The organism is Faecalibacterium sp. AF10-46, assembly GCF_003604105.1.
Taxonomy (GTDB): Bacteria; Bacillota; Clostridia; order Oscillospirales; family Ruminococcaceae; genus Faecalibacterium; species Faecalibacterium taiwanense.
Window position 1 is genome coordinate 11,440 of the sequence record NZ_QVGY01000016.1, and the last position, 23,396, is coordinate 34,835.

General features: G+C 53.1%; 15 protein-coding genes and 4 pseudogenes. 10 read left to right on the forward strand and 9 right to left on the reverse strand.

Going from position 1 to position 23,396, the window contains the following annotated elements:
• Positions 1 to 3: 3 nt before the first annotated feature.
• The 9 genes and pseudogenes from DWV57_RS13580 (at position 4) to DWV57_RS13625 (ending at position 12,882) form a co-directional block, all read left to right on the forward strand.
• Positions 4 to 6,219: a DUF2185 domain-containing protein gene (locus tag DWV57_RS13580; protein WP_120021068.1), complete on the forward strand. Its 6,216-nt coding sequence runs from the start codon at positions 4 to 6 to the stop codon at positions 6,217 to 6,219.
• A gap of 15 nt (positions 6,220 to 6,234) precedes the next feature.
• A pseudogene (locus DWV57_RS13585) lies at positions 6,235 to 7,097 on the forward strand (CbrC family protein).
• A 9-nt stretch (positions 7,098 to 7,106) separates the two neighbouring features.
• Positions 7,107 to 7,658, forward strand: a complete 552-nt coding sequence (locus DWV57_RS13590; protein WP_006059611.1) for a DUF4304 domain-containing protein — start codon at positions 7,107 to 7,109, stop codon at positions 7,656 to 7,658.
• Between the two features lie 26 nt (positions 7,659 to 7,684).
• Entirely contained in the window at positions 7,685 to 8,221 is a 537-nt protein-coding gene (locus DWV57_RS13595; protein ID WP_120021069.1) for a hypothetical protein, read from the forward strand.
• Between the two features lie 11 nt (positions 8,222 to 8,232).
• Positions 8,233 to 8,592, forward strand: coding sequence for a hypothetical protein (locus tag DWV57_RS13600; RefSeq protein ID WP_006059613.1), 360 nt, complete (start codon positions 8,233 to 8,235; stop codon positions 8,590 to 8,592).
• 15 nt (positions 8,593 to 8,607) lie between these two features.
• Positions 8,608 to 9,252, forward strand: coding sequence for a DUF3885 domain-containing protein (locus DWV57_RS13605; RefSeq protein ID WP_008723402.1), 645 nt, complete (start codon positions 8,608 to 8,610; stop codon positions 9,250 to 9,252).
• 27 nt (positions 9,253 to 9,279) lie between these two features.
• Positions 9,280 to 10,059, forward strand: a complete 780-nt coding sequence (locus tag DWV57_RS13610) for a hypothetical protein (protein ID WP_006059615.1) — start codon at positions 9,280 to 9,282, stop codon at positions 10,057 to 10,059.
• Between the two features lie 26 nt (positions 10,060 to 10,085).
• A pseudogene (locus DWV57_RS13615) lies at positions 10,086 to 10,301 on the forward strand (spondin); the annotation flags it as partial.
• Positions 10,302 to 10,989: 688 nt separating this feature from the next.
• Positions 10,990 to 12,882, forward strand: a complete 1,893-nt coding sequence (locus tag DWV57_RS13625; RefSeq protein WP_199663712.1) for a hypothetical protein — start codon at positions 10,990 to 10,992, stop codon at positions 12,880 to 12,882.
• Positions 12,883 to 12,945: 63 nt separating this feature from the next.
• Here DWV57_RS13625 and DWV57_RS13630 read toward each other — a convergent pair whose 3' ends face one another.
• The 5 genes and pseudogenes from DWV57_RS13630 to DWV57_RS14690 form a co-directional block, all read right to left on the reverse strand.
• A complete protein-coding gene (locus DWV57_RS13630; RefSeq protein ID WP_120021070.1) occupies positions 12,946 to 14,328 on the reverse strand; it encodes a relaxase/mobilization nuclease domain-containing protein in 1,383 nt (460 codons plus the stop codon).
• Between the two features lie 54 nt (positions 14,329 to 14,382).
• Positions 14,383 to 14,661, reverse strand: a complete 279-nt coding sequence (locus DWV57_RS13635; protein ID WP_120021073.1) for a hypothetical protein — start codon at positions 14,659 to 14,661, stop codon at positions 14,383 to 14,385.
• 110 nt (positions 14,662 to 14,771) lie between these two features.
• Positions 14,772 to 15,104: a plasmid mobilization relaxosome protein MobC gene (mobC, locus tag DWV57_RS13640; protein ID WP_120021071.1), complete on the reverse strand. Its 333-nt coding sequence runs from the start codon at positions 15,102 to 15,104 to the stop codon at positions 14,772 to 14,774.
• A pseudogene (locus tag DWV57_RS13645) lies at positions 15,101 to 19,969 on the reverse strand (DEAD/DEAH box helicase family protein); the annotation flags it as partial. The gene mobC and the pseudogene DWV57_RS13645, both read right to left, overlap by 4 nt.
• 1,019 nt (positions 19,970 to 20,988) lie before the next feature.
• Positions 20,989 to 21,345: a TnpV protein gene (locus tag DWV57_RS14690; RefSeq protein ID WP_207666269.1), complete on the reverse strand. Its 357-nt coding sequence runs from the start codon at positions 21,343 to 21,345 to the stop codon at positions 20,989 to 20,991.
• A 1-nt stretch (position 21,346) separates the two neighbouring features.
• On the opposite strand from DWV57_RS14690, the gene DWV57_RS14695 reads away from it, so the two are divergent.
• Entirely contained in the window at positions 21,347 to 22,132 is a 786-nt protein-coding gene (locus tag DWV57_RS14695; RefSeq protein ID WP_207666270.1) for a hypothetical protein, read from the forward strand.
• A gap of 68 nt (positions 22,133 to 22,200) precedes the next feature.
• Here DWV57_RS14695 and DWV57_RS14625 read toward each other — a convergent pair whose 3' ends face one another.
• The 4 genes and pseudogenes from DWV57_RS14625 to DWV57_RS13660 form a co-directional block, all read right to left on the reverse strand.
• Positions 22,201 to 22,362, reverse strand: coding sequence for a hypothetical protein (locus tag DWV57_RS14625; RefSeq protein ID WP_015565631.1), 162 nt, complete (start codon positions 22,360 to 22,362; stop codon positions 22,201 to 22,203).
• A gap of 19 nt (positions 22,363 to 22,381) precedes the next feature.
• A complete protein-coding gene (locus tag DWV57_RS13650) occupies positions 22,382 to 22,648 on the reverse strand; it encodes a PF20097 family protein (protein ID WP_117948549.1) in 267 nt (88 codons plus the stop codon).
• Positions 22,649 to 22,689: 41 nt separating this feature from the next.
• Positions 22,690 to 22,986, reverse strand: coding sequence for a hypothetical protein (locus DWV57_RS13655; RefSeq protein WP_117533922.1), 297 nt, complete (start codon positions 22,984 to 22,986; stop codon positions 22,690 to 22,692).
• Positions 22,987 to 23,003: 17 nt separating this feature from the next.
• Positions 23,004 to 23,396, reverse strand: a pseudogene (locus DWV57_RS13660) (hypothetical protein); the annotation flags it as partial.

Genomic DNA, 23,396 nt, shown 5'->3' on the forward strand with positions numbered 1-23,396 from the left:
CAAATGTATATCAAAAAATACTGGGGCAACTTTATCGGAGGCTCGGATGACAGCCTGAACCTTGTGGCCTTTTTAGTAGATCAGAAGAAGGAGGAAATCCCCCTCAGCGAGATTTTCGCCAAGATCGGTCTGGACAAGCAGAGCTGGGACTTCCGCCAAACCGTGGAGTATCTGGAGTTTACACACTCCGATGGCGTGGAGATGGACTTCCACTTCGCCATTGATGTGGTCACCGATCTGGCCGCTATCCTGCTGGAGTGCAGCGTCAGTGGCAGTGTAAACCTTCAGGATCTGGACGAGTACAACACCCCTGCCCGCCGTATCCGCATCACTGCTACGCCAGAGGAGCATGACGCAATGAACAAGTCCCTGGCGGATTTTGCCCAGAACCCGCTGGAATACGACATCAGCGAGATGATGGGTGAGGATGAGATTACAGATATGGCTTATCAGGTGGAGATGCTGCGGAAAGAGCTGTACGAAGCCTCCGGCCGTAATCGGAACTACCATGTAAAGGCGGAAGATGTAAAAGATCTGCTCCCCGACTGGGAGGGTGCCGATGGCTGCATTGCCACCAACCGCATCACAGTAGAGGGCCGCAAGGTGGGCTACTGCTACAGGGAGGAGCCGGACGGCGGCTGGGACAGCGGCTGGCGCTTCACCGCCGGTGACGAGAGCGAGGAGTACATGGACGACCCCAACAATGCCGGGATCTACAAGCTGAATACGATCTGCAACGACGATCCCGACATCATTCCTCTGCTGAACACCCCCGCTCCCTGCGCCTTTGAGCGGGATGAAAATGGCGTGTTCCAGCAGATCAAAGACTGGAAACCAGATGAGGACGAGGAGGACCCTGATATGGACATTTTGAAGCAGTGCCAGAAGTGGCATGAGGAGAGCAAACAACATAAAATTATTGATGCGCTGGAGGCCATCCCCGCCGAGGAGCGTACCCCGGAAATGGATATGGAGCTGGCCCGCGCCTACAACAATCTGGCGGACTCCAGCGAGCCGGAGGGAAGGAAGCTGCTTCACCAGGCACTGGAACTGATGCAGTCCCATGAGGAGGAACTGGGAGATACTTATTCCTGGAATTTCCGTATGGGGTATGCCTATTATTATCTGGATCAGGAGGGCCGCGCTCTGCGGCATTTTGAAAAAGCTCTGGAACTGCATCCCGGTGATGATCCTAAGCTCAACACCCGACAGGACATGGAGGAACTAATTGACTCGTGCAAAAAGGGTATTTCTCTGCCGCAGTTCTGGGAGTGCTTCCGGGAACGGACAGAGAACTGGTGGGAAACCTTTGCCGAGATGGAAGCAGAGCTGCGCCAGATGATGGACGAGGACAAAGATCACACCCGCGGTGCCGAACTCGTGGCCCAAATGCAGGAAACCCTGAATCTGGTTTTTGACGAGATTTCCTTCGAGATGGGCTTCAACGGCGAAAAGCATGAGCTGATCCTCACCCCGGAGGGGGATAAGGTCAAGCTGTTTGAGCTGGTCTACTTCCAGAAGCACGCCCCCAAGGAGGTGCTGGAGCACTGGAATATCCTTGTGGGCCGTCAGCCTCTCCAGAACATCGGCCTGCGTACTGAGGATGGCTGGGAGATTTCCGGGGATGATGTGCAGATCTGGCTGGAGGAGCAGGGTGAAAACAGCTTCGCCATCTCCGCCTACTGTGAAAAGCTGCTGCCTATGCTCCGGGAGGAAGAAGGCCGGGCCTGGTGGATGCTCACCACCTTCACCGACCAAGTGCTGGGCGAGATCCCCCACATGAGATACATAGACAGCTTTGATGTGCTGGAGGAACCCAAGGCAGAGCCGTCCTTCCTCCTGTCCCAGCTGCCCGACAAACTGCGGGAGCAGGGCCTGGAGCTCTCCACCGACCCGGAAGCCTATCTGGAGAGCTACCTTGGTTACAAAATGGAACCCAAACAGGACCCGGACGCCGATTGGCGGCTGGATGTAATGGCCGGTTCCACCTGCTGTGTGCCGCTCATCAACGGCTATCTGAATGCCGACAATGATTTTATGGACGATCTCCATGCCGACGGCGCGGTGGCGGGCTTCTTCTGCTATCCCCTGGATACCCTGCGGGAGGAGGAAGGCAGTCAGAAAATTTTCGACTTCCGGGACAAACTGGAGGAAGTGCTCACCGGCGGGGATGGTTCGGAAGTGCTCACTCTCACCGGCGGGGCTACCGGCCTCTACTGTGGCTATGTGGACTTCATCGCCTGGGACATCCGAACGGCGCTGAACATGGCGAAAGAGTTCTTTGAAGGCACGGACATCCCATGGGCCATCTTCCACACCTTCCGCCGTGAAGCTGGTTCTGTATCCCTAAAGCAACAAGATGATGGGACAGAAACTGAGAATCAGGATGACGAGTTGGACGAAACGCTGACGGGCATGGACTATATTCCTTACACCCAACAGAACGCCGAAGCATTCTTCGCTCAGCTGGAGCAGTGGAACGACGAAGACGAGTACACCCGCTGTATCCAGGCACTGAATGCCATCCCGGAGAACTGGAGGAACTACCGCACCGCCTACGCCCTGGCACGGGCGCTGGAAAACTACGCCATTATCGGGGACCATGACGAGGGCACCCCTCGCTATAAGGGAGACAAGGCCCTGTGCCGCGCCATCGAGGTGCTGGAGTCCGTCCGGGAGGAAGGCCAGGACAAGGCGGAGTGGAATATGCGGATGGCCTACGGCTATCAGTATCTCTATGGTCAGGAGGAAAAGGCCATTCCCTACGCCCAGCGGTGGGCGGAGCTGGACCCGGAGGATGAAAATGCTCCGGCGGTAATTCGGGAGTGTAAGGCGGAGATCCGGAAACGCCAGCGCAGCCGGAAGAAGGCCAAATTCGTGCCCGGTGATACCCCCTTCGAGGGCTTCGACCTCACCAACTTCTGGGACGACAGTATGTATGCGCTGAAAGAGTATGTCAGCGATCCGCCTTCCGATGAGCTGATCGCCAGCGTGGAGGAGGAACTGGGCTATAAGCTGCCCGCCGCCTATATCTGGCTGATGAAGCAGCACAACGGCGGCATTCCGGTGAATACCTGCTATCCCTGCGATGAGCCGACCTGTTGGGCAGAAGACCATGTGGCCATCACCGGCATTTTCGGCATCGGGCGAGAAAAGAGCTGCTCTCTCTGCGGAGAGCTGGGCAGCCAGTTTATGATCGATGAGTGGGAGTATCCTGCCATCGGTGTGGCCATCTGCGACTGTCCCAGCGCCGGACACGATATGATTTTCCTGGACTACCGTGCCTGCGGCCCCCAGGGAGAGCCTGCGGTGGTCCATGTGGATCAGGAAAATGACTATAAAATCACCCATCTGGCAGACAGCTTTGAGGAGTTCATCTGTGGACTGGAACATGAATCCCTCTATGATCCGGATGAAGATGTAGAGGATCTTGAGGATGACGCCGACGAGGAGAAAACTGACCGTAAGGGCTCCTTTGCCGGGTCTGTGCTCCTCTCCAAAGCGGAATGGGACAAGGAGCAGTTGATCCGGGATCTACGGGAAGAATGGGGCATCGTAGATGAGGAGCCGGATGAGGGCGACGAAGATGATGAGAACAGCGATGACGCTGTGGTAATGCGGGTCGGCGGCATGATGCTGATCGTGACACTCTTCCACGGTCACATCCCGGACAATGAAGCAGAGATCAACGCCGAAAACAACTATATGTGGCCAGAGGCCGTAGAAGTGGCCAAAGCGCACAAGGCCCATATCATGGTGGCTGTGTTGGGCGAGGAGGAAAAACTGCTGGAACGAGGTAAGCTGTTCACCAAGGCGATGGCAGTGTGCTGCAAGCAGAAATACGCCACCGGTGTCTACACCAGCGGCGTGGTATTTGAGCCTCGTTTCTATGAGGGCCTTGCCGATATGCTCAAAAAGGACGAACTGCCCATCTTCAACTGGGTTTGGTTCGGCCTGTACCGGAGCGAGGGGGGCCTAAACGGCTACACCTACGGCATGGATGTGTTTGGCAAGGAGGAAATGGAGGTGTTGAACACCGACGCTGAGCCGGAGGAACTACGGGACTTTTTGGCAAGCCTTGCCTCCTATGTGCTGGCGTGTGATGTGACGCTGCAAGACGGCGAGACCATCGGTTTTTCTGCGGACGATAAGCACACCATCACCCGCAGCCCCGGCATCTCTCTGCCAGAAGAACAGATGACCCTGAAGATTGGTTACGAGCCTATAAAGGGAGATCCAGAGGATGACAGCTGCGACCACTCGGACAATGATGACAAGCAGGATGAGGAAGAATTCAGTAATCCCGAAGTCTACACCGAGGAGGAGATGGAAGCCGTCGAGGGGCACATCCAGCAGCATTTCGGCAAGGTCGAGAATGTGTTCCACGAGTTGGTCTCCCCGGACATCCATGTGGACATCTGCGTGGTGCCGCCCTCTGAGGAGCGGGACTACTGCACCCTGGTCACCATGGGCATGGGCGCTCACCGGATGAATGTGCCGGAGGAACTGGCGGAATATAAGCTGGAGCGGGCGGAGCTGGCCATTGCCCTGCCTGCGGACTGGAAGCTGGATCAGGAGTCCATGAAAGACGAAAAGTGGTACTGGCCCATCCGCCTGCTGAAATCCTTGGCCCGCCTTCCCATTGCCAGCGATACCTGGCTGGGCTTTGGACATACCATGGATAACAAGGAGAACTTTGCGGAAAATACGAAGCTGTGTGCCGCCATTCTCACCGGCCCCCAAAGTACAGAGGAGGGCGGCGAGGTCTGCACCCTGCCGAGTGGCGAGGAGGTCAACTTCTATCAGGTGATTCCTCTCTACCGGGATGAATTGGAATATAAGCTGGCCCATGACGCGGACGCCCCGCTGGGCAAAATGAACGGCATCAGCTTTGTGGTGGAGCCTGATCGCCAGAATGCGATCACCCGTGGCACCCTTTCCAATGATAATTTTGACGGTGAGATGGACGACGCTTCCTATCACCTTGAGAGCATTGAGGAGAAGGAACTGCCAATTGACCCCATCAATGCTTATAACCACATGGCCATCTACTTGCGCTGGTGCATGGAGCACGACCTGATGGGCGAGGACTTCCTGAAAGAATACAGCGAAGTGGCCAAACAGGTCAAAGCCGACCCTGCCAGCGTGGATCTGCGGGAGTTTATCCGGGATGAGCTGGACGGCTGTCTGTTCTTTGTGCTGTTCAATCAGCAAGGCCGTGCCTTTGCAGGCTATTACTACGGAGAGGGCGACAGTCCCTACTATCCTGCCGACATTGATGACTATGCCCTGAAATATTTTGGTCCGTCCCGATACCACTCCAATGAATTTCAACAGGAGGCATACTTATTCATCCCATTTGATGAGAAATACTATCAGACCATGGCTCAAGTGATTGAGGAACGCTTTGAAAACTGGCAGGGACAGGACTTCGACGAGGACACGCTGGAGCCTTCCGAAGTGGCTCATGCCATCATGGAGTATCTGGACTGCGAGTGTACCTATTTCCCATCCATGGCAGATGATGACCCCATCATGTCGGCATACAGCTACGCCCAGCGGCTGGGGGTACGGGAGGGCTTTGTTCCCGTACTTATCCAGGCGGATGATGAAACGCTGTTGGAATGTCTGGTAATGAACGCCGACCCGGAGCATGATGCTGACTGCTATGAATTTGACCTCAAAACGGTAGAGGAGTACCGGAAGAAGATGCTCTCCGCTCCTGTTAAGGACGGAAAGGCGATTTTGGAGGAATTGACCGGCCAGCGCAAGGAAGAAGCCGAGGACGATGATCTGGACTGGGAGGAGGAAGTCCTGGGCGAGATGGAGGGCGGAGAACCCAACGACCGCTTCGCAAACTATTGGAACGATGATACCGGAATGACATATCCGCTCATTCTGGCTAAAATTCCGGTAAAGAACCCCTGGGAGATCTTCGCCTACCTGCCCTTTGGAAATTGGAATGAGTGTCCCGACACACCGGACCTGATGGCAGTGGCGAAATACTGGTTCGAGCAACATGGTGCCATCCCTGCCGCCATGAGCCACGATGAATTGGAGTTTGAACTTCCAACTCCGATCTCCAAGGAAAGAGCTATGGAGGTGGCTGTGGAGCAATATGGTTTCTGCCCAGATCTGGATCAGAATGAGGATGGAAGCATTGGCTCCTTGGCAGATGTCCTGTGGCAGTCCACCGTCTGGTACTTCTGGTGGGATTGATGGGAGGTGCGACCAATGACAGAATATCAGAAAACCTATATCGAACTAAAAAACAGTTTGTTGCGACCAATGAAGGTCCAGACAATGTCCGCGCTCTATATACCTTCAAGGAAGAACTTGAGCAGAGTGAGGATCAGCAGGCCAAGGAAGTGCTGGTGGATATGTATGATCTACTGGACTTCAAGAAGGATGCCTATGAACTGCTCTGCCAAATCGGAAATCGTTCCGATAAAAAGACCCTCAAGCGGCTGGGCACGCTGAAGGACTATGCGGAAAACTGGGGCAATCATTATGCTCTCCCCAAGCCCAAAACGCCGGAGGAAAAGCAGAAAGAAAAGGAACGGCAGGCCCAGCTGGGCCTGCCCGCCTTCCGGTATCACCCAAACCCTCTGGAAACTGGGGCTTTTGAGGAATCCGCAGACGGCGTTGTCTGCGACTGCTGCGGCAAGACGACCCATATTTTCTATACAGGCCCCTTTTACGCTGTGGAGGATATTGAGTATCTGTGCCCGGAGTGTATCTCCAGTGGCGAAGCAGCCCGGAAATATGACGGCTGCTTCCAGGACGATTGCTCTCTGGATAATGGTGTAGACGATCCAGAGAAGCTGGACGAGCTCATCCACCGAACTCCCGGCTACTCCGGTTGGCAGCAGGAATACTGGCGCGCCCACTGTGGCGACTACTGCGCCTACCTGGGCCATGTGGGTGCCAGAGAACTGCGGGCGCTGGGTGTGCTCGAGGAAGTGTTGGACGATCCCATGTGGGATGACGAACAGAAGAAAATGATTCAGGAATCCGTCAATGGCGGGCATCTGCAATGCTATCTGTTCCAGTGCCTCCACTGCGGAAAACACCTGGTCTGGATGGATTTTGATTGAGGTGGCAACATGGAGAAGAAGGATTTTCCCAAGGGAACCAAGCCCCGTGAGATCTTCGTCTATACCTGTGAGCGGATCGCGGAGCCTTTGAACCCGCTGGGCTACAAATACCGCAAGAGCAAAAATGACATCTACAAAAAAGACGGCATCTTTGTGTTCTCCTTTTACTTTTCCCCCTCCATCCGCTTTGGCTCCACCACTTTTACTGCCTTCTTCGATGTGAGTTCCCCGGTGATTGCCCAGTGGCGCAGTGAGCAGGAAGGGACGGAGGAAACCTATGATGGTATCGTGGGTACCTCCATCGCCCGGCTGACCCACCGGTATGATGACTTCCCCCGCTATGAGGTATCTACTCTGCTGGAGCGGGAACGCTCTATCCAGGAAATTTCCGGGCAGATCCAGGACTATGCACTACCATTCTTTGCCCGGTTTTCCAATCTGCCCAAGCTGCTGGACGATGTGGAACAGGAGGGGTTCTTCCCCCATCGGAAGGGGTTCGATGTCCCTAAGCGGAATCGGGAGTTCATCGAATGCTTCCGGGAGTATCTCCAAAAGCAGTAGGAATTAGCAGAAAGGAAACAACACCTATGTCAAACAGTAGAGTATCCACTTGGAGTGGAATCCGGAACAAATTGGAGAATGACTACCTGTGCCCGGCACTCCGGGGCCACATCCAGTATTTTGCCACCAGTTACAGCAAAAGCGCCGACCATGAGGGCCGGGCCGCCATTCGTGTGGACGGCGTGGAAGTGCTGCGGAGCAACTACTACACCTATTTTGAAAATGTGTGGACGAAATTTCATCACTTGCGCTCCACCACGCTGAAAGATCACGACTCCGCAAAAGGGGCCATCAATCAGGCTCATGCCTATGCGCTGGAGCAGGGCACCTTTGACCAAAAGGTGTTCTATGAGGCGTTTGGGATCTTTGACAACCAGAGCATCGAGAAAAGCCTTGTCAGCGAGAATCCCCTTGTCCGTATCTTTGCCCTTCTGGATCGCAGGCTTGGCAAGCGCCGCCTGCTGGCTTTGGAGGACTCCATGGAGCAGGAACTGGACTGGGTGCGGGCTTTCTATGTGATCCGGTTGCAGGCCGAAGGGCTGATGGAAGCGAATAACATTTAGGAGGAACCACCATGTCACAGATCGCGTCCTTTTATCTGATAAAAAATAACCAGCGGCAGGAGTTGTCCGACGGTGACTGCTCCGGCGCGGTCTATATGGCCATCTGGGACTGGTGTGAGAGCGAACTGGATCTGGATGTCCGTTTTCCTGCTCCCCAGACGGAAGACACCCTGGACTGCGCTCTGCTGGAGGGAGAGCTGGCGTCTCAACTGCTGGCAGCTCTGCGGGAGCAGGATCTCCCGGAGCTGGCCGCTGAAATTGCCCCGGACTGGGATCTGCCCACCGAGGCGGTGCAAAGCGGGCTTAATACGCTGCGCTCCCATCTGGAACTGGTGCAGGGCGATGCTGCTCTGCTGTATGAAATGACATGAGAACGGAGGGATACCATGCTGGCAAAGCGGTTTGAACACATTTTACATGATCTGGGCATGGCTGGGCTGGAACACCCTCTGTTCTACCATGCACCGGTGGGCATTCGTTTTAAGATCGGCGGGGAGGAACCAATCTATCTGGATAGGCGTGCGGCGAAGCTGAAAACCAACCCCGCTTATGTTCAGGGGGCGCTGGACCGAGCCGCCGCGATCTATCGGGCACTTCCGGCGGTGCCGGACCTTCTGCGGATCGACGGGTATCCCGATGAAGAACCCGCCGAGTCCCTGCTGACCGTTATCCGGCAGCGAGTGGGCCTCCCAGTTCCCGATGAACAACTTTCGGCCACAGAGCAGGATGAAGATGGGGATACCCATGCACAAGTGCAGTTTTACTGGGATCTCAGCAAGATCAGCTTTCAACCAGAGCTGCTTCTTCGGGAAATCATTCTGGGGGACATCGGCGGCTGGAACGGCTTTGTGTCCAGCGTCTATCTGGCTGGGCCGGGGCCGTTCCTCTACCATTTGTACGATGACCGTGGGCTGGATGTGCTGGGCGGCTCACAGAAGCTGCTATTGCCTCTCTATCATCAATTTCATGACTGGATTTTGGAATACGATCTGGAGAAGATTGACCAGATGTTCGCTCCAGCAAAAGAATGACTGCATAACAGAAAAGGAGACATTGCTATGGGACTTGATATTTACGCCGGGCCGCTGACCCGGTACTATTCTCACAACTGGAAAACTGTTGTTCAGCAGTGGGCGGAGGAAAACGGATACACCTTTAACCGGATCACCCCGGATGGAGAACCCGCCGACAACGAGGAGGAGCTGTCCCCGGCTGAGATCCAGGCGGCAGTGGAGGACTGGCGGGATCAGATCTTAGCCGCCATTTCCCAGCCGAACCAGCCGCACTACACTCCATGGCCGGAGGACAACGAGCGGCCCTATTACACCGATAAGCCGGATTGGGATGCCTTTGGCGCTATGCTGCTGGTGGCTGCCTGTCATACATACGAGGAACCGGTGCCTCTCACCGTGGAGAAGGACTGGGACTTCGGGGAGCATCCCCTGATTGCCCGCCTTGCATCGGACGAGGAGCGGGTGTGGTCCCTGCTTCGGGGCGCGACTTGGTGGCTTCCCCTCACCGACAGCTTTCTATTCCAAGGCCCTCTGCCCACCGATGATCAGACGATGATCGCCACCTTGGGCGGACTGCGGAAGGAGCTGGAAAAGCTGAACCAGCTGGCGTGGCAGGCCGATGAGGACACTATCCTTGGCTGGGCAGACACGGAGGGATACCCAGTAGACGGAACCGTAGACTCAGATGGACAGTACAGCAAGGCAGACATCCCGGAACACACCCAGTATGACACCCAATCCTTGGCCAAGTTTGCCTTCTCCGTGTTCTGGCGGGCCATGCGGTTTGCCGAGGAGCAGCAGGTGCCTATCCTGCTTGACTATTAAAGAGAATTCGTCAGGGGGTGGAGACCGTGGAACAAAAACGGCCGGCAGATATATTTCAGGAGCTTCTGGACTACCTATGGAACGGCCTGGGCCTGGAGGAAAAGGGCTGGAAGCGTCTGAAAAAGGGCGACTTCAAAAAGAGAACAAAAAACGGCCTGACCTATCAGATCTGGTTTGACCGGAGCCGCTACAACTACATAGACTACGAAATCGGCCATGGGAATGTGGAGGTGGGCTTCACAGGCATTGACGATGATATCCACGTCGGAGCGGTTCATCAGGTCTTTCAGGATGCCAAACTGCTTTTTGGTACCAGCAGACACCAGATTTTCATTATCTATCTTTTTGTATTAAGGTCTACAGCAATCTAATCCCACGTTAAAACGAGAAAATGCTTAATTGTTCTCCTCAAAGTTCTCTACCTGTTCCATGACCTTTTTGAGAACTTCGGGGCTGTACTGCGGGGGATATCACGCTTTTCAAAGAACGAGCCGGAGTTGCGCGCAGCGCGCAGATAATCCCGGCAGTTAAACAAAATCTAATCAAGGTTGAGAGCTTTTTCTTCAGCCTTCGTCTTTGCCATGGCGTTTTTCTCCAATCTGAAAATTACAAATTGCGGACAAAAAGGACGCATTGTTGTGGCAAGCAGTGCAAGCTGGTACCAACTTGCAATTTTTGAATCCGATTTCTAAAAATCAAATTCAAAATGCTTGTTGGGCTGTGCCCAAACCCCTTGTGTTCTGCATCCAGTGGATGCAGGCTGCACATTTTTGAAAAATGCTTTTTAATCTGAGTGCCGATGCCTGTGGTATCGGCACTTTTTGCACAGATGGATTCCCGGAAGCAGAAAATAGTGCTATGCAGCACATCCGGGATTGTGCTATACTTGATTTACATAAACTTGTTTGTCCTAAAAAGTTGGAGGTGTTCATGGCAACACGAACCATTTGTTTTCCCATATCCGGCTATCCCTATTGCAGAGAACAGCCGGTGACATTCACATGGATAAAAGGCAGCAAGCGGCAGAATATCCGTGCCGTCCATGATGCCGTCCATACAACAGACCCTGATGTTTCGATTCTGGAAGTCAGCTCTGCATCCGTTCAGCCGGAGGGTGAAGCTGTTTCTTCTCTGCGGCTTTTGCTGCATCTGGATTCTGTTGCGCAGGATGTACCCATCAGCACGGTTTTTGAAGCCACCAAAGTGTTTGAACATGGTGGGCCATTCGCTGACCTTCTGACCTGTGAGCCACCCAAAGTCCATAAGGACACTCGGCTGCGAACCAGTGGAGAGCTGCTACGTTACTCTCTGGAAGGAAACGAGTATCCGACAGAGCCGTACATGGATTCGTTCTTTGAGTGGCTCTACTGCCGTGCGTTGAAGCAGTTCCCGGAAAAGGCGGAGCCGCTGAGCAGATATAATGCTTTTTCTGATATTGCTGCCGCAGCGGATTCTAAAAAGTATTATGGCGATTCCTCACGGGCGGCTGCGATTTATGTGGGACTTGCAGCGGCAGGAAAACTTTCGTGCATCGATTCCTATGAATTATTTATTGCTGAGGTCTATACGGAGCCGAAACCTTTGCCCAAGTCTGGAAAATCTGAGGCTGCTTCAAAAATGACACCCGAAGTTTCTGCACCAGCAAAGGAGACTCCGGCAGACGAATTGCCGCAGCCCGATAACGCAAATGCGGAAGTGATTCCGGACACTGCGCAGATGGAGCATATCCTTGAGCTGCCCAAAGCGACCTGTCTGCTTCTCTCTTTGGCAAAAAATGCTGGCCTTTCTGCAAATAGTTCCAGTGAGCTGACATATAAGGGAAAGGAATTCCTTCTTGACGCTTATCAGATAGCGCTGAAAAATAAAACGCTCCAAATCAATATCCAAAAGAACAAAATCACATTTCCGATGGAGGAACCGGACAGCGGATTTCATGCAGTTGGTGTGTTGACCCGTTCGCCTGCTTGGGAATACGGATGGAAGTTTAACTATCTGACTGAGAATACATCCGGTGCAGAAAAGTCCGAAGTTAAAGAAAAAATCCCTCCGAAGCCTTTGACCGCATTGGAGCATCTGGAACGCTGTGGGTATAGAATCGTTCAGCAGGTCGTACCGAAAAAACTTCCGCCGATTGCCGTTCAGCGGATGGCATGGAAAACAGGCGAAGCTCTTTGCGACCCGGTAGTGGTGGATTTCTTGCAGTTTATTCGGACACATATGCAGAGTGACGGCTCTTTTTCGTTTCGTATCCCAAAGGGTACTTCCAAGAATTCGTTTGCCACACTTTCGGAAATCGCTCAGACGTGGGATAAAATGGGACTTTTTGCATCCATTGTGATCTATCCGCAGAATATCGTCTATGAGCTTGCGCAAAATGAGACTGTCCGGCATTTCCTGAGCGGGAAGTGGCTGGAACTTTTTGTGGAGCATCAGGTTCAGCAGATTTTGAATCGCTATCAGGAGGAGCAGGGCGCAGAAGTTTCGCTTTGCTCCAATGTGATTCTTTCAGAAGCGGCATCCGCAGGGAGCACGCATGAACTGGATGTTGCGTTTTCCATCAACGGAAAATTCTTCTGGGTGGAAGCCAAATCGTCCAGCCGAAGCATTGATTATGGAAAATATGCTGCTCTGTGCGAAAAGCTGAAAGTAACCTCCGACCGACTGCTTTTGGTCAACAGCGATTTGTCCGTTGAGGAGTGTGAAGGCGTTTCTTACTTCTGGAATTATCGTGTTGCAAATTGTGCAACGATTACGGGGGAATTGGAAAATATGGTTGCCAAACAAATTGAAACTGCCGGAAAAGCCGTTCCAAGTACAGACTGAGCAATAAGCAAAAAAGACCCTGAGAACCCTGCCGGATAAGCGGCAAAGTTCTCAGGGACTGTTTTATCGGATCTGCTCGACTTGCTTGGAGTCCTTTTCCTCCGCAAAGAACAGTTCCACATTCTTCTGCGCTTTTACGATGTCCTGCATCTCATCCCGCGCCTTGCGGTACTCCGGGTAGAGTGCTTTTTTCTTGGTGAGCAAAGCCGAATACTCTGCATTCAGGTCTTTCACTTTGGGCAGCTTTTTCAGGCCGGATTCATTGAAAGCGGCTTTCGCCGCCTTATGCAATGTAATCTCCTCCCGGTGCGCTTCCAAAAATTTGGAACTGTACCCGGATTTGCGGTAAGCATCGTATACAGGCCGGGTCTTGGCATAGTTGACGATGTGCGCACGGAGGACTGCAATCTCGGTCATACGTTGCTCTGCGGCCTTGATAGAATCGCCCAGTTCGTGATAGTGTGAAAGTGCAGCATCTGCAAGTTCCTTCAGCTCATCCGCACTGCTGATTTTCTGTTCCTGCAAAAAAAGCAACGTCTTGGACATTTCCTTCAGATTGTGCTTTTTCGCCCAGCGCTCGTATCCACCGCCTTTACCCTCAGCAAGTTTTGCTTGAATGTCCACCAGCAGTTGAAAGGGCTGTTCTTTGGGCGACTGTTTCTGGCGGGGGTGGTGCTCTGCCTTGCCAGCCAACACAGCTTTGATTTCTTCTTCGCTATACCCTTCGCCCAGTGTACGAAACCGAATAAAACGCTTTTGCCCTTTGCCTTTGACGGAGGTGTACTTTCCACGCTTGATCTCATAGCCCTGCTGTTCCAGATTTTGCAGAAAATCTTCGTAGTCGGTGGGCTTCTGCTGCAAAATTTCGTCGATGACACCGCACAGTCGGTCGCGGTTGCTTTCCCTTGGCGGGTAAGTGATACGCTTCTGCCGCTCCCGATAAGGCTTCTTTTCAATTACGGAAAGCTGATGCTCCAGACAAATTAAATCGCTTAACCGCTGCACTGCCAGCCCGGAAAAGAAAAAATCCCGAAATTTCCGGGTGCCATCCAAAGCGGTCGAATTAAAGATAATGTGATTGTGGATATGCTCCCGGTCGGTATGAGTGGCAACGATAAAAGCGTGTTTGCCTTTCAGAAAGCGGGAGGCCAATTCGTAGCCAACTTGATTTGCTTCCTCTGCTGTGATTTCGCCGGGTCGGAAGGATTGCCGTATCTGATAGGCGATGACATTGCTTTTCTGGCTGCGCCCGGTGGCTTGCTCGTATAGCTTTTTTGTGAGCATGAACTCCTCATCCACGGTAAGCGGGCTGCATTGATAGCTGCTGACAAGTTCGCCCCTTTCAGTCTTGTCGGGATTCTGCGCATAATCAGTGCGGTCTTTCAGGCAGGCGGCGATAGATTTTCCTTTGTGCTGATGCAGTGCAATCAGACGAGTAGCAGCCAGAGCAAATCACCCCCTAAATGAAAAAGCCGCCCGAAGGCGGCAAAAGATTCAAAATCAAATCACGTCCCGGAGCCAACCGCTGAATCGTTCAACGCCCGCCACCATCGCAGTTGCGCTGACAAAAAGAACAAAGCAGAGAAATTCAGCAACCAGCAGAATCAAAAACTGATCCCAAGTCTGGCGGTAGACGGTGTAGATGCCGCAGCCAAAGATATACAGCATCAACGGCGCGACAACATAGCTGGACAGAGTGAGCAGCCACTTTGCCATCAGAGCCAGAAAAGCCACAAACAGAGAGACCGGGGCAAGCACCATTTTGAACAGAAACCTCATATCGAACACCATCCTTCCTTTTTCCGCCCCAATTATAAAGGTATCGGCTACTGCCTTGCAAGGATGTCAACCGTTATGTAAGCCCGCAGTCCTCCTGCTGCGGGATTTTTTTAGAGTTCCGAAAGTTTGGCGAGAAGTTGCTTGCCGATAGCTATCAGCTCATCCAACCGACTACGCAAGTCCTCTAAATCGGCGGCATAGAGCTGCCCGCTTTCATTGGCCCGTTTCGCCACCTGATTCAGGTTGTTGCTGCAATTCTGAAGAAGGTACGCCATCCGACGCAGCTGTGGTAAATCAAGATTCAGGCAGTAACCATCCAGAGCCATTTTTCGCAGATAAGAGCCAATGCTCAAAATACCGCAACTTTCCATCTTCTGACGAATGCGTTCCAGTTCGACTTTGCTGACACGAAAATGGATCTGCTGGTCACGGCGCTCCGTCACCGGGCATCACCATCCTTATCCAAGTAAGATTTGAATGGTCGGACAGGCTCCACTTTATCAGCCTTTTCTTCCAGAGCTGCCAGCACAGAGGGGCGGGCATCCGGCTTTTCTTCCGCTTCGGGTTCTGTCCGGCTGGACTGATGCTCCATGTTCAACAGCGCATCCAATTCTGCAAGGCGGGCAGACTTGGTTTGCAGTTCTTCCTCCTGCGCAAACGGCTTGGCGATTTCAACCTCTGCGGCCTGCTTCTGCTGTTCCAGAGAATCCAGTGCGGCATCAGCATCGGCAATGCGGTCGGCAAAATTGCCGATGGCATTGTCCAGACGGACGATGTTGCCGCGAGGGTCATCGCCCAGCGGTACCGGATAACTCAGCTCGCCGCGGAGAACGATTTGATGCTCATTCTTGAAACTGTCAAAGCGAATGTTCAGCTCAAAGCCGCGATAGGTGCCCAGCAGCATCATATCCGCATTCGGCATCTCCTTGCAGGCGAGCATCAGCCGCTCACCAGCTGCTTTTTTCTCATCGAACACCATGCCCTTGATCGTCATGCCGCAGAAGTTCTCCTTATCCTGCGGGTGTGCGTCTGCGATTTGGGCATCGTTTTTCAGAGCCGCAATACGGTTCTTCGCTTTCTGAATTTCCTCCGGGTAATGCTTGAGCAGCTTATCTTCCAGACGATATTTCTGGTTCTGGTAATCCGAGCGCAGCACCTTGAGCTTTGCTACCTGCACATCCAGATCCATCTTTTCCCGGATGCGCGGGTCGCCTGCGCATAAGGCCTTGACCTCGGCATACGAAAGAGCCTGCTCATCCACATCATCACAGGAGCGCATCGGAGATTTGCTCGTCATGATCTGCGAAATAAACTTCTGCTTGTTTTCCAGCGTTTGCCAGAGGTAGGCGTCGAATGTCCCCTCCGTGACGTAATTATAGACGTAAACTTGTTTGTTTTTGTTGCCCTGACGGATGATTCGGCCGTTGCGTTGGGTCATATCGGACGGTCGCCAGCCTACATCCAGATGATGCACGGCCACCAGCAGGGTCTGGACATTGGTGCCTGCGCCCATCTTTGCAGTGCTGCCCAGCAGGACACGCACCTTGCCGCTGCGGACTTTGGAGAACAAATCCGCTTTCTTACCTTCAGTATCAGCGTTGTGGATGAACTCGACCTCCGATTCCGGCACCCCGGCGGCAAGCAGCTTTGTGCGAATATCATCGTAGACATTGAACGAGCCGTCTCCCTTGGGCGTGGACATATCGCAGAAAATCAGCTGCGTCAGATTATCCTCTTTGGTTTCGTTCCAGATACGCAGAACATTGTCGACGCAGGCATTCAGCTTGCTGTCCGGGTCATCCGGGGTGAGCGGATTCATCAGCCGCTGGTCAAGGCCGATTTTACGTCCGTCCGAGGTGATCTTCAGCATATTGTCCACCGAGGGGTCAACCGCACCGCTATGCACCTCAGCAGCACGTTCGCTCAGGGATTTCACCATGTCCTGCTGGATCTCCGATGGTTTGACCACGACAGTTTCAAACTTGCCTTCCGGAACAGGCAGATGCAACTGGTCGGAAGTCTTGATGTCCGCTGCCTCCTTGAACATATTCATCAGCTCCGGCAGGTTAAAGAACTTGGCAAAACGTGTGCGCGCACGGTAGCCGGTTCCTTCCGGCGCAAGCTCAATGGCCGTGGTGGTCTCGCCAAACGTAGAAGCCCATGCATCAAAGTGGGTCAGTTGTTTCTGCTGGAGAGTGCTGTACTGCAAATAGCGCATCAGGGTGTACATTTCCGTCATGGAGTTGCTGATGGGCGTTCCCGTTGCGAAAATCACGCCGCGCCCGCCAGTCACTTCATCCAGATAACGACACTTGCCGAACATATCGCTGGACTTCTGTGCTTCGGAGGTAGAAAGGCCAGCAACATTGCGCATCTTGGTGTAAAGATATAGGTTCTTGTAGTTCTGGCTCTCGTCCACAAATAACCTATCTACGCCTAATTGTTCAAATGTGACCACATCATCCTTGCGGTCGGTGGACTGTAGCTTTTTCAGTTTCACCTCCAGTGTTTTCCGTGTCTTTTCCATCTGTTTCACGGTAAAATGCTCACCGGACTGTTCCTTGGCCTCTGCAATGGCATTTTCGATTTCCTCGATCTGATCTTCGATGATCCGTGCCTGCCGTTCCGCAGAAAGAGGGATTTTCTCAAACTGCGAGTGGCCGATAATGACGGCATCGTAGTCGCCGGTTGCGATGCGGGCGCAAAAACGCTTTCGATTGGCGGGTTCAAAGTCTTTCTTGCTGGTAACGAGCAGCTTTGAATTGGGGTATAGCCGCAGGAACTCGCTGGCCCACTGCTCGGTCAGATGGTTGGGCACCACGAACAGGCTTTTCTGACACAGGCCCAAACGCTTGGATTCCATTGCCGAAGCTGCCATCTCAAAACTTTTGCCGGCACCCACCTCGTGGGCGAGCAGGGTGTTCCCACCATAAAGCACATGAGCAACTGCATTGCGCTGATGTTCCCGCAGATTGATCTCCGGGTTCATACCGACAAAATGGATATGGCTTCCGTCATACTCGCGGGGCCGGGTACTATTGAACAACTCGTTATACTGCTTCACCAGTAGATTCCGCCGCTGCGGGTCTTGCCAAACCCAGCCTGCAAAGGTATCCTTGATGGCCTGCTGCTTCTGCTGGGCAAGCATCGTCTCCTTCTGGTTCAGGACACGCCGCTCTTTACCATCCTCCTCAATGGTATCATAAATGCGGCAGTCCCGCAAATTCAAGGTGTCCTCCAAAATCTTGTAGGCGTTGGCCCGGTGGGTGCCGTAGGTTTCGGTGGACATGATATCATACATTCCGGCGGCAGATTTGTTGCCGATGCGCCATTCGGACGTAAATGGAGAGTAGCGGACTTGGATCAGGTTGTTATAGCGGATGCGGTAGGGCGGCTGAAAAGTCTCCATCATAAACTGCTGCACAATGGCGGGATTCAGCCATGTGGCACCCAGTCGGATGTCGATTTCTGATGCTTCAAGGTCCTTCGGCTGCGCTTTGGTCAAAGCCTCCACATTGATCTTGAACTCCGGGTGGCTTTCAGCGGCAAGCTGAGCCATGCGCAGTTTATTCCGCACATTGCCGGAAAGATACTCGTCCGCAGTCTGCCAGCCTGCTTCCGGCTCATCTGCATCCGCAGAAGGGTCTTTGAAAATCACGCCTTGCAGCTCTGTGATAATACGCTCATAATCGCCGGGAGAGCCGAGAAGTTCCGCCATATAGGGCAGATCAACACGGCCATGTTCTCCAATGGACACTGCCAGTGCTTCGCTGGGGGTGTCCACGCTGGTGACGGTGCGCTCCGGGCGAATCGTTCGCTTGGTGAACATATCCGCCTTGCTTTTGAGCTGTTTATTCTCATCGAGATTTTCCAAAGAGCAGAGCAGATAGTAGGAAGAATCATCCTCAAACAAACGCCCATTTTTGCGGTCGTTGAGCAGACCGTATTTTGCGGTAAAAGCGTCATAAGCTGTGTTCAGCTTTGCTTGGGTTGCCTTAATGTCCTCATCCGGGTAATCGTCCAGCTGCTCCTGAATCAGCTGGTTGACGATCTGCCGCAGTTCCACCATGCCGGTGACACGGGCTTTGGCATTATCGGACAACTCCACCTGCGTCATAATCGAATTTTCTCGGTAGTACACCTCACCGTCCACCACGGCATAGGAGAAATTCTTTACATCCGGGTCAGCGGGGAGCGTCTTGCGCTCGACTTCTGCATCCGCAACATCTGGTGTTTCCACCTCGACTTCAACATACTGACCCTCAATATGCTGTACCGCTTCGGCAAGCTGGTCGGCCAGCACTGCGCCCTCGATGGGGGCAACCGTCAGTTCCTCCCGTCCGTATTGGGTGCTTTCGGTGGTCAGTTCGCCCAGAATCATCTCCGGGTGGTCCACGAAATACTGGTTGATGGCAAAGCCGTCCTCGGTCTTGCCGAGCTGCACCCATGCAGGTTCGATGTCCGCAGGGCGGTCACGCTTCTGCAAAAAGATAATGTCACTCACAACATCCGTGCCTGCGTTTGCCTTGAACGCATTATTCGGCAGACGGATAGCTCCCAACAGGTCAGCACGCTCTGCCATGTGCTTGCGGGCGGTGCTGTCCTTGCTATCCATGGTGTAGCGGCTGGTGACGAACGCCACCACGCCGCCCGGACGCACTTGGTCAATGGCCTTGGCGAAAAAGTAGTTGTGGATGCTGAATCCCAACTTGTTGTACGCCTTGTCGTTGACCTTGTAGTTGCCGAAGGGCACGTTGCCCACCGCCAGATCGTAGAAATCACGGCGGTCTGTGGTCTCAAAGCCCGCCACGGTAATGTCGGCCTGCGGGTACAGCTTTTTGGCGATGCGCCCGGTGATGGAATCCAGCTCTACGCCGTACAGACGGCTGTCCTGCATGGTGTCCGGCAGCATACCGAAGAAGTTGCCCACGCCCATACTAGGTTCCAGAATGTTACCGCTGCGGAAACCCATGCGCTCCACCGCATCGTAGATACCACGGATCACGGTGGGGCTGGTGTAGTGGGCGTTCAGGGTGCTGGAACGTGCGGCGGCATACTCGTCCTCGGAGAGCAGCCCTTTCAGTTCGGCGTATTCCTTTGCCCAACTATCTTTGCCGGGGTCAAAAGCGTCTGCCAGACCGCCCCAGCCCACATACTGTGAAAGCACCTGCTGTTCCTCGGCGGTGGCACCCCGGTGCTCCTCCTCCAAACGAAACAGAGTTCGGATGGCTTCGATGTTCCGGGCATATTTCTGCTTTGCACCGCCCTCGCCCAAATGGTCGTCTGTGATGCGGAAGTTCCCGGCAGGCGTAGCGTTCAAGGCTTCATCCAAGGCAGCGGCATCCGGGAAGGTCTGCACCTCTCCGTCCATTACAGCAGAGATGGGCAGTTCGTCCAGTTCTTCGTCAGACGGCTCCGGCTCGTCCTTGTCTGCTAAAAATTTTGCGTGTTCGACTTTGAGCCACTCGGCGGCTTCTCTGTCTGCAACTTCTTTTTTCAGATTTTCCAGATAAGATTCTGCCTGCTTCTCGTTAGAAAACTGTGGAACGGCGTGATTGGTTTCATAGTAGTCATCATAAAGATCATCCCAGATAGCAAAAAGCGGCATTTTACCGTCAACGACTTTTCGGACAGAGAAACGTTCGTATTCAGGCACTTCGGATTCCTTGGCGATGGCTTCTGCCTGCGCCAGCATTTTATCCACACGCTGAGCAGTCGCACTCTGTCGCAGCCCCTGCTCAAACTGATGCTTGTTAATAACCTCATTGTCCCAAGACTGCCCGTGCGCACTGGTGTCGATGCGCACATCGGTTTCGCCAACATAGCCGATGGTACCTTCAATCGTTCTGGTGGGCAGGTCTACCACAACTTCATCCCCGACATTGTAGTTGGATGCTTCCTGTCTGGTAGCACGCTGTTCCTTTTCCTCATCTGTCAGATAGCGGTCGGACTGAATCATAAGGTCGATATACTTTTCCACCTGCGCCCATTTCAGGGTGATTTTCTGGTGGTCGGGATAATGAACAAATTCCAGACCCTTCCAGTCGTGGTTGACGAAGCCTCGACTGCCATCCAGATAATCGTGGGAGTGCCCACCGATGCCGTACTCCTTTGCCAGTGCTTTGGCACAGAGTTTGCGGTCAGGCTGGGTCTGGTACAGCGCAATAATGCGCTGTTTGCCGCCTGTAAACCCTGAACCATGCCGCCGCAGCTCGTTCTCAATTTCAGCCTGCGACAAAACAAAAGCGGAGGGCGTTTTTTCGCTCTCCGCTTGGTCGATCTTCTCAATTTGCTGGGCTTCGGTGGGGATGTTCGCATCCAGAAAACTTAGCTGTAGATCAGCTCCGTCATCACCAGTTCCTCTGCCTGCGCTTTCAGACTGTTCATGTGCTGCACCCACATCAGTTGGTTCTGCGCTTTGTCCGGGGCTGGGTCCTGCTTCAGAAGCTGCTCCATGGTCTGCTGCATCCGGCTCTCTGCTGTCTGCTCCAGTTCCATCAGATGCGGGTACAGCGTCCCGTTCAGGAGCATCGAATTGTACAGTACCGGGCGATACTGCATCAGGTACGTCCGGCGCAGCCTGCCGTACTTGCCCAGCGGCTTCCGGGGCTGGTTCAGGGTTAGGTTCGGGAGCTGGTAGTCCCCGACGGTCGAGTAAGTCACGTTCCTGCTGTTCGTATTCATATTGGCTCCTTTCTGCATTGCGGCGGCGAATGGTTGTTTTTACGGTGCGCTCGATGTTACGCAGCACCTCCCGGCTCATGTCGCTGACGGCTGCGCCGAGGGCGTAGACACTATCCGGGGTGGAAAAATTGTAGATTGCCTGAAAATCGTCCTTGTCGAACCACCCGGCAGGCTCAATGCCGCAGCGTTCCAGCAGCGTGTAGGTGACGCTGATGGCGGCGGCAGACTTGAACTGCATCTCCACCCCGGCTTCATCATAATCCATCAAGAGCGAACCGTCAATGATGGCACGAATGTCCCCGCCGTTGTTGTCCCAGTAATCCGCCACCAGTTTCCCCGCAACATCCGCAAGCTGCTGGCTGACACGCTCGCCGCTGATGCCGTAGGTCTTGCTCAACATTTCCGAAACCGGCTGCACCAAATCGGGACCGAGCTGCCACACCTCCGGGTCACGGGAATTGCGGCGCACCCCGGTGTCGCTTACGTCAAAGACGTAGTGCAGCCGGGGGAAGCCGCTGGATTCGTCCAGCAGAGCGATGCCCTTGGCACCTCGGCGCACATAGCGGTTCATCCGATTGTTCCAGATGTCGAAGTCGGCGCAGGCGGTGGCATCCGGGCGCTGGGCGTAGATCATGAGCTGGTCGGCAAAAGGGTACTTGTACAGCCGGGATGCGGTGGTCAGGTAGTCCGTCCAGCTTTCCCAATACCGGGTCAGGCCGTTGGCCGTGCGCTGGGCAAGGGCGAGATATTCTTCGGTTTTGCTTGGCATTTTTGCCTCCTTTTTTAGATTTTAGGGTATAAAAATAGCGGGCAACCATTTTGGGGTTGCCCGCTGGAAAGTGTATTGAGATAAGATTATTTGCTATTGTCCTTTATGTACTTCATAACGCAGCACCCCATCACGATGACGGGAAGCACGGTTCGTAAACCGAGGTCGCCGACCCGCACATTTACATCAATCACAAGCCCTGCAAACCATGCCGCTAAAGTGAAAACAGTTGCCCATCCATAACTCATGAGAATTCATCTCCTTAATCTATAAAGTTACAGCTTCATAATGAGAAAATGTTTTGCGAACATCAAACACGCCAATGACTTTATTGTATTTTTTGCATAGAAAAGCGTTTGGTATCTTTGTCTGTCCTAATAAAATGCTGGAATTGCCAATACTGTGCCATTCCTGATAGGAAATTCTTCTAAGTCCTTTTTTATCAAACTCGTCTTTTGGAACCCACCCAACTGAGATACCAGCGGAAATCAATCCTCCCGCAAGCATTTCTTCTCCACAAATAGGACATTTCATATCAGCGTCTCCTAATCAATAGTACACTAAAAGATTTGATTTCACCACTTGATCTTAAATGGAATCAGTTCGCCAGAAACAATCCCAAAGAAATACAAAAGCCCGATTTCGATAGCAACACAGATTATCAGCAGAAGATTTGCAAGAGCTTTACTGTCGCTCAATTCTTCAATATTTTTTCGGTATTGGACAAAGACCCACATTTCAGAGGTGAAAAACAAAATGTAAAGGAGGCTGCTCCGAAAAAAAGCCATCATATTCGATAGCGCATAATTGATAAGAATAAGATTTATGGAATGAATAGCGACATCCAAAATCTTTGGGAATTTTCGTTTCATACACAGACACTCCAAACCTACAGTTCGGTTTCCACCGCAAGCTGCTCCTGCTTCTCTTTTTCATCAGCGATTTGGGTATCAACATCTTCGCGCATCTTTTTCAGAAGTGCAAGGACTCGCTTGATTTGACCTTTGGTATTCTCCACTCTGCTCTGTGCCTGATTGATGTGATCCAGAACTGCCCAGTCTGCAAAGAGGCCGTCAAAGAAGAAATCTGCAAATTTTAGAAAGCTGTCCACCGTAACCTGAAGGTCGGCGGTGATTTCAACATCGGAAAGTTCAGTTTTGAACCGTCGCAGTTCCACTTGAAGCTGTTCGATTTGTTCCTGCGCATCGTCCAGTTCCTCATACTTGGCAAGATCAGCCATCAAACCGCCGCCCATTACGTCCCATGTACTCCAGCCCTCGGC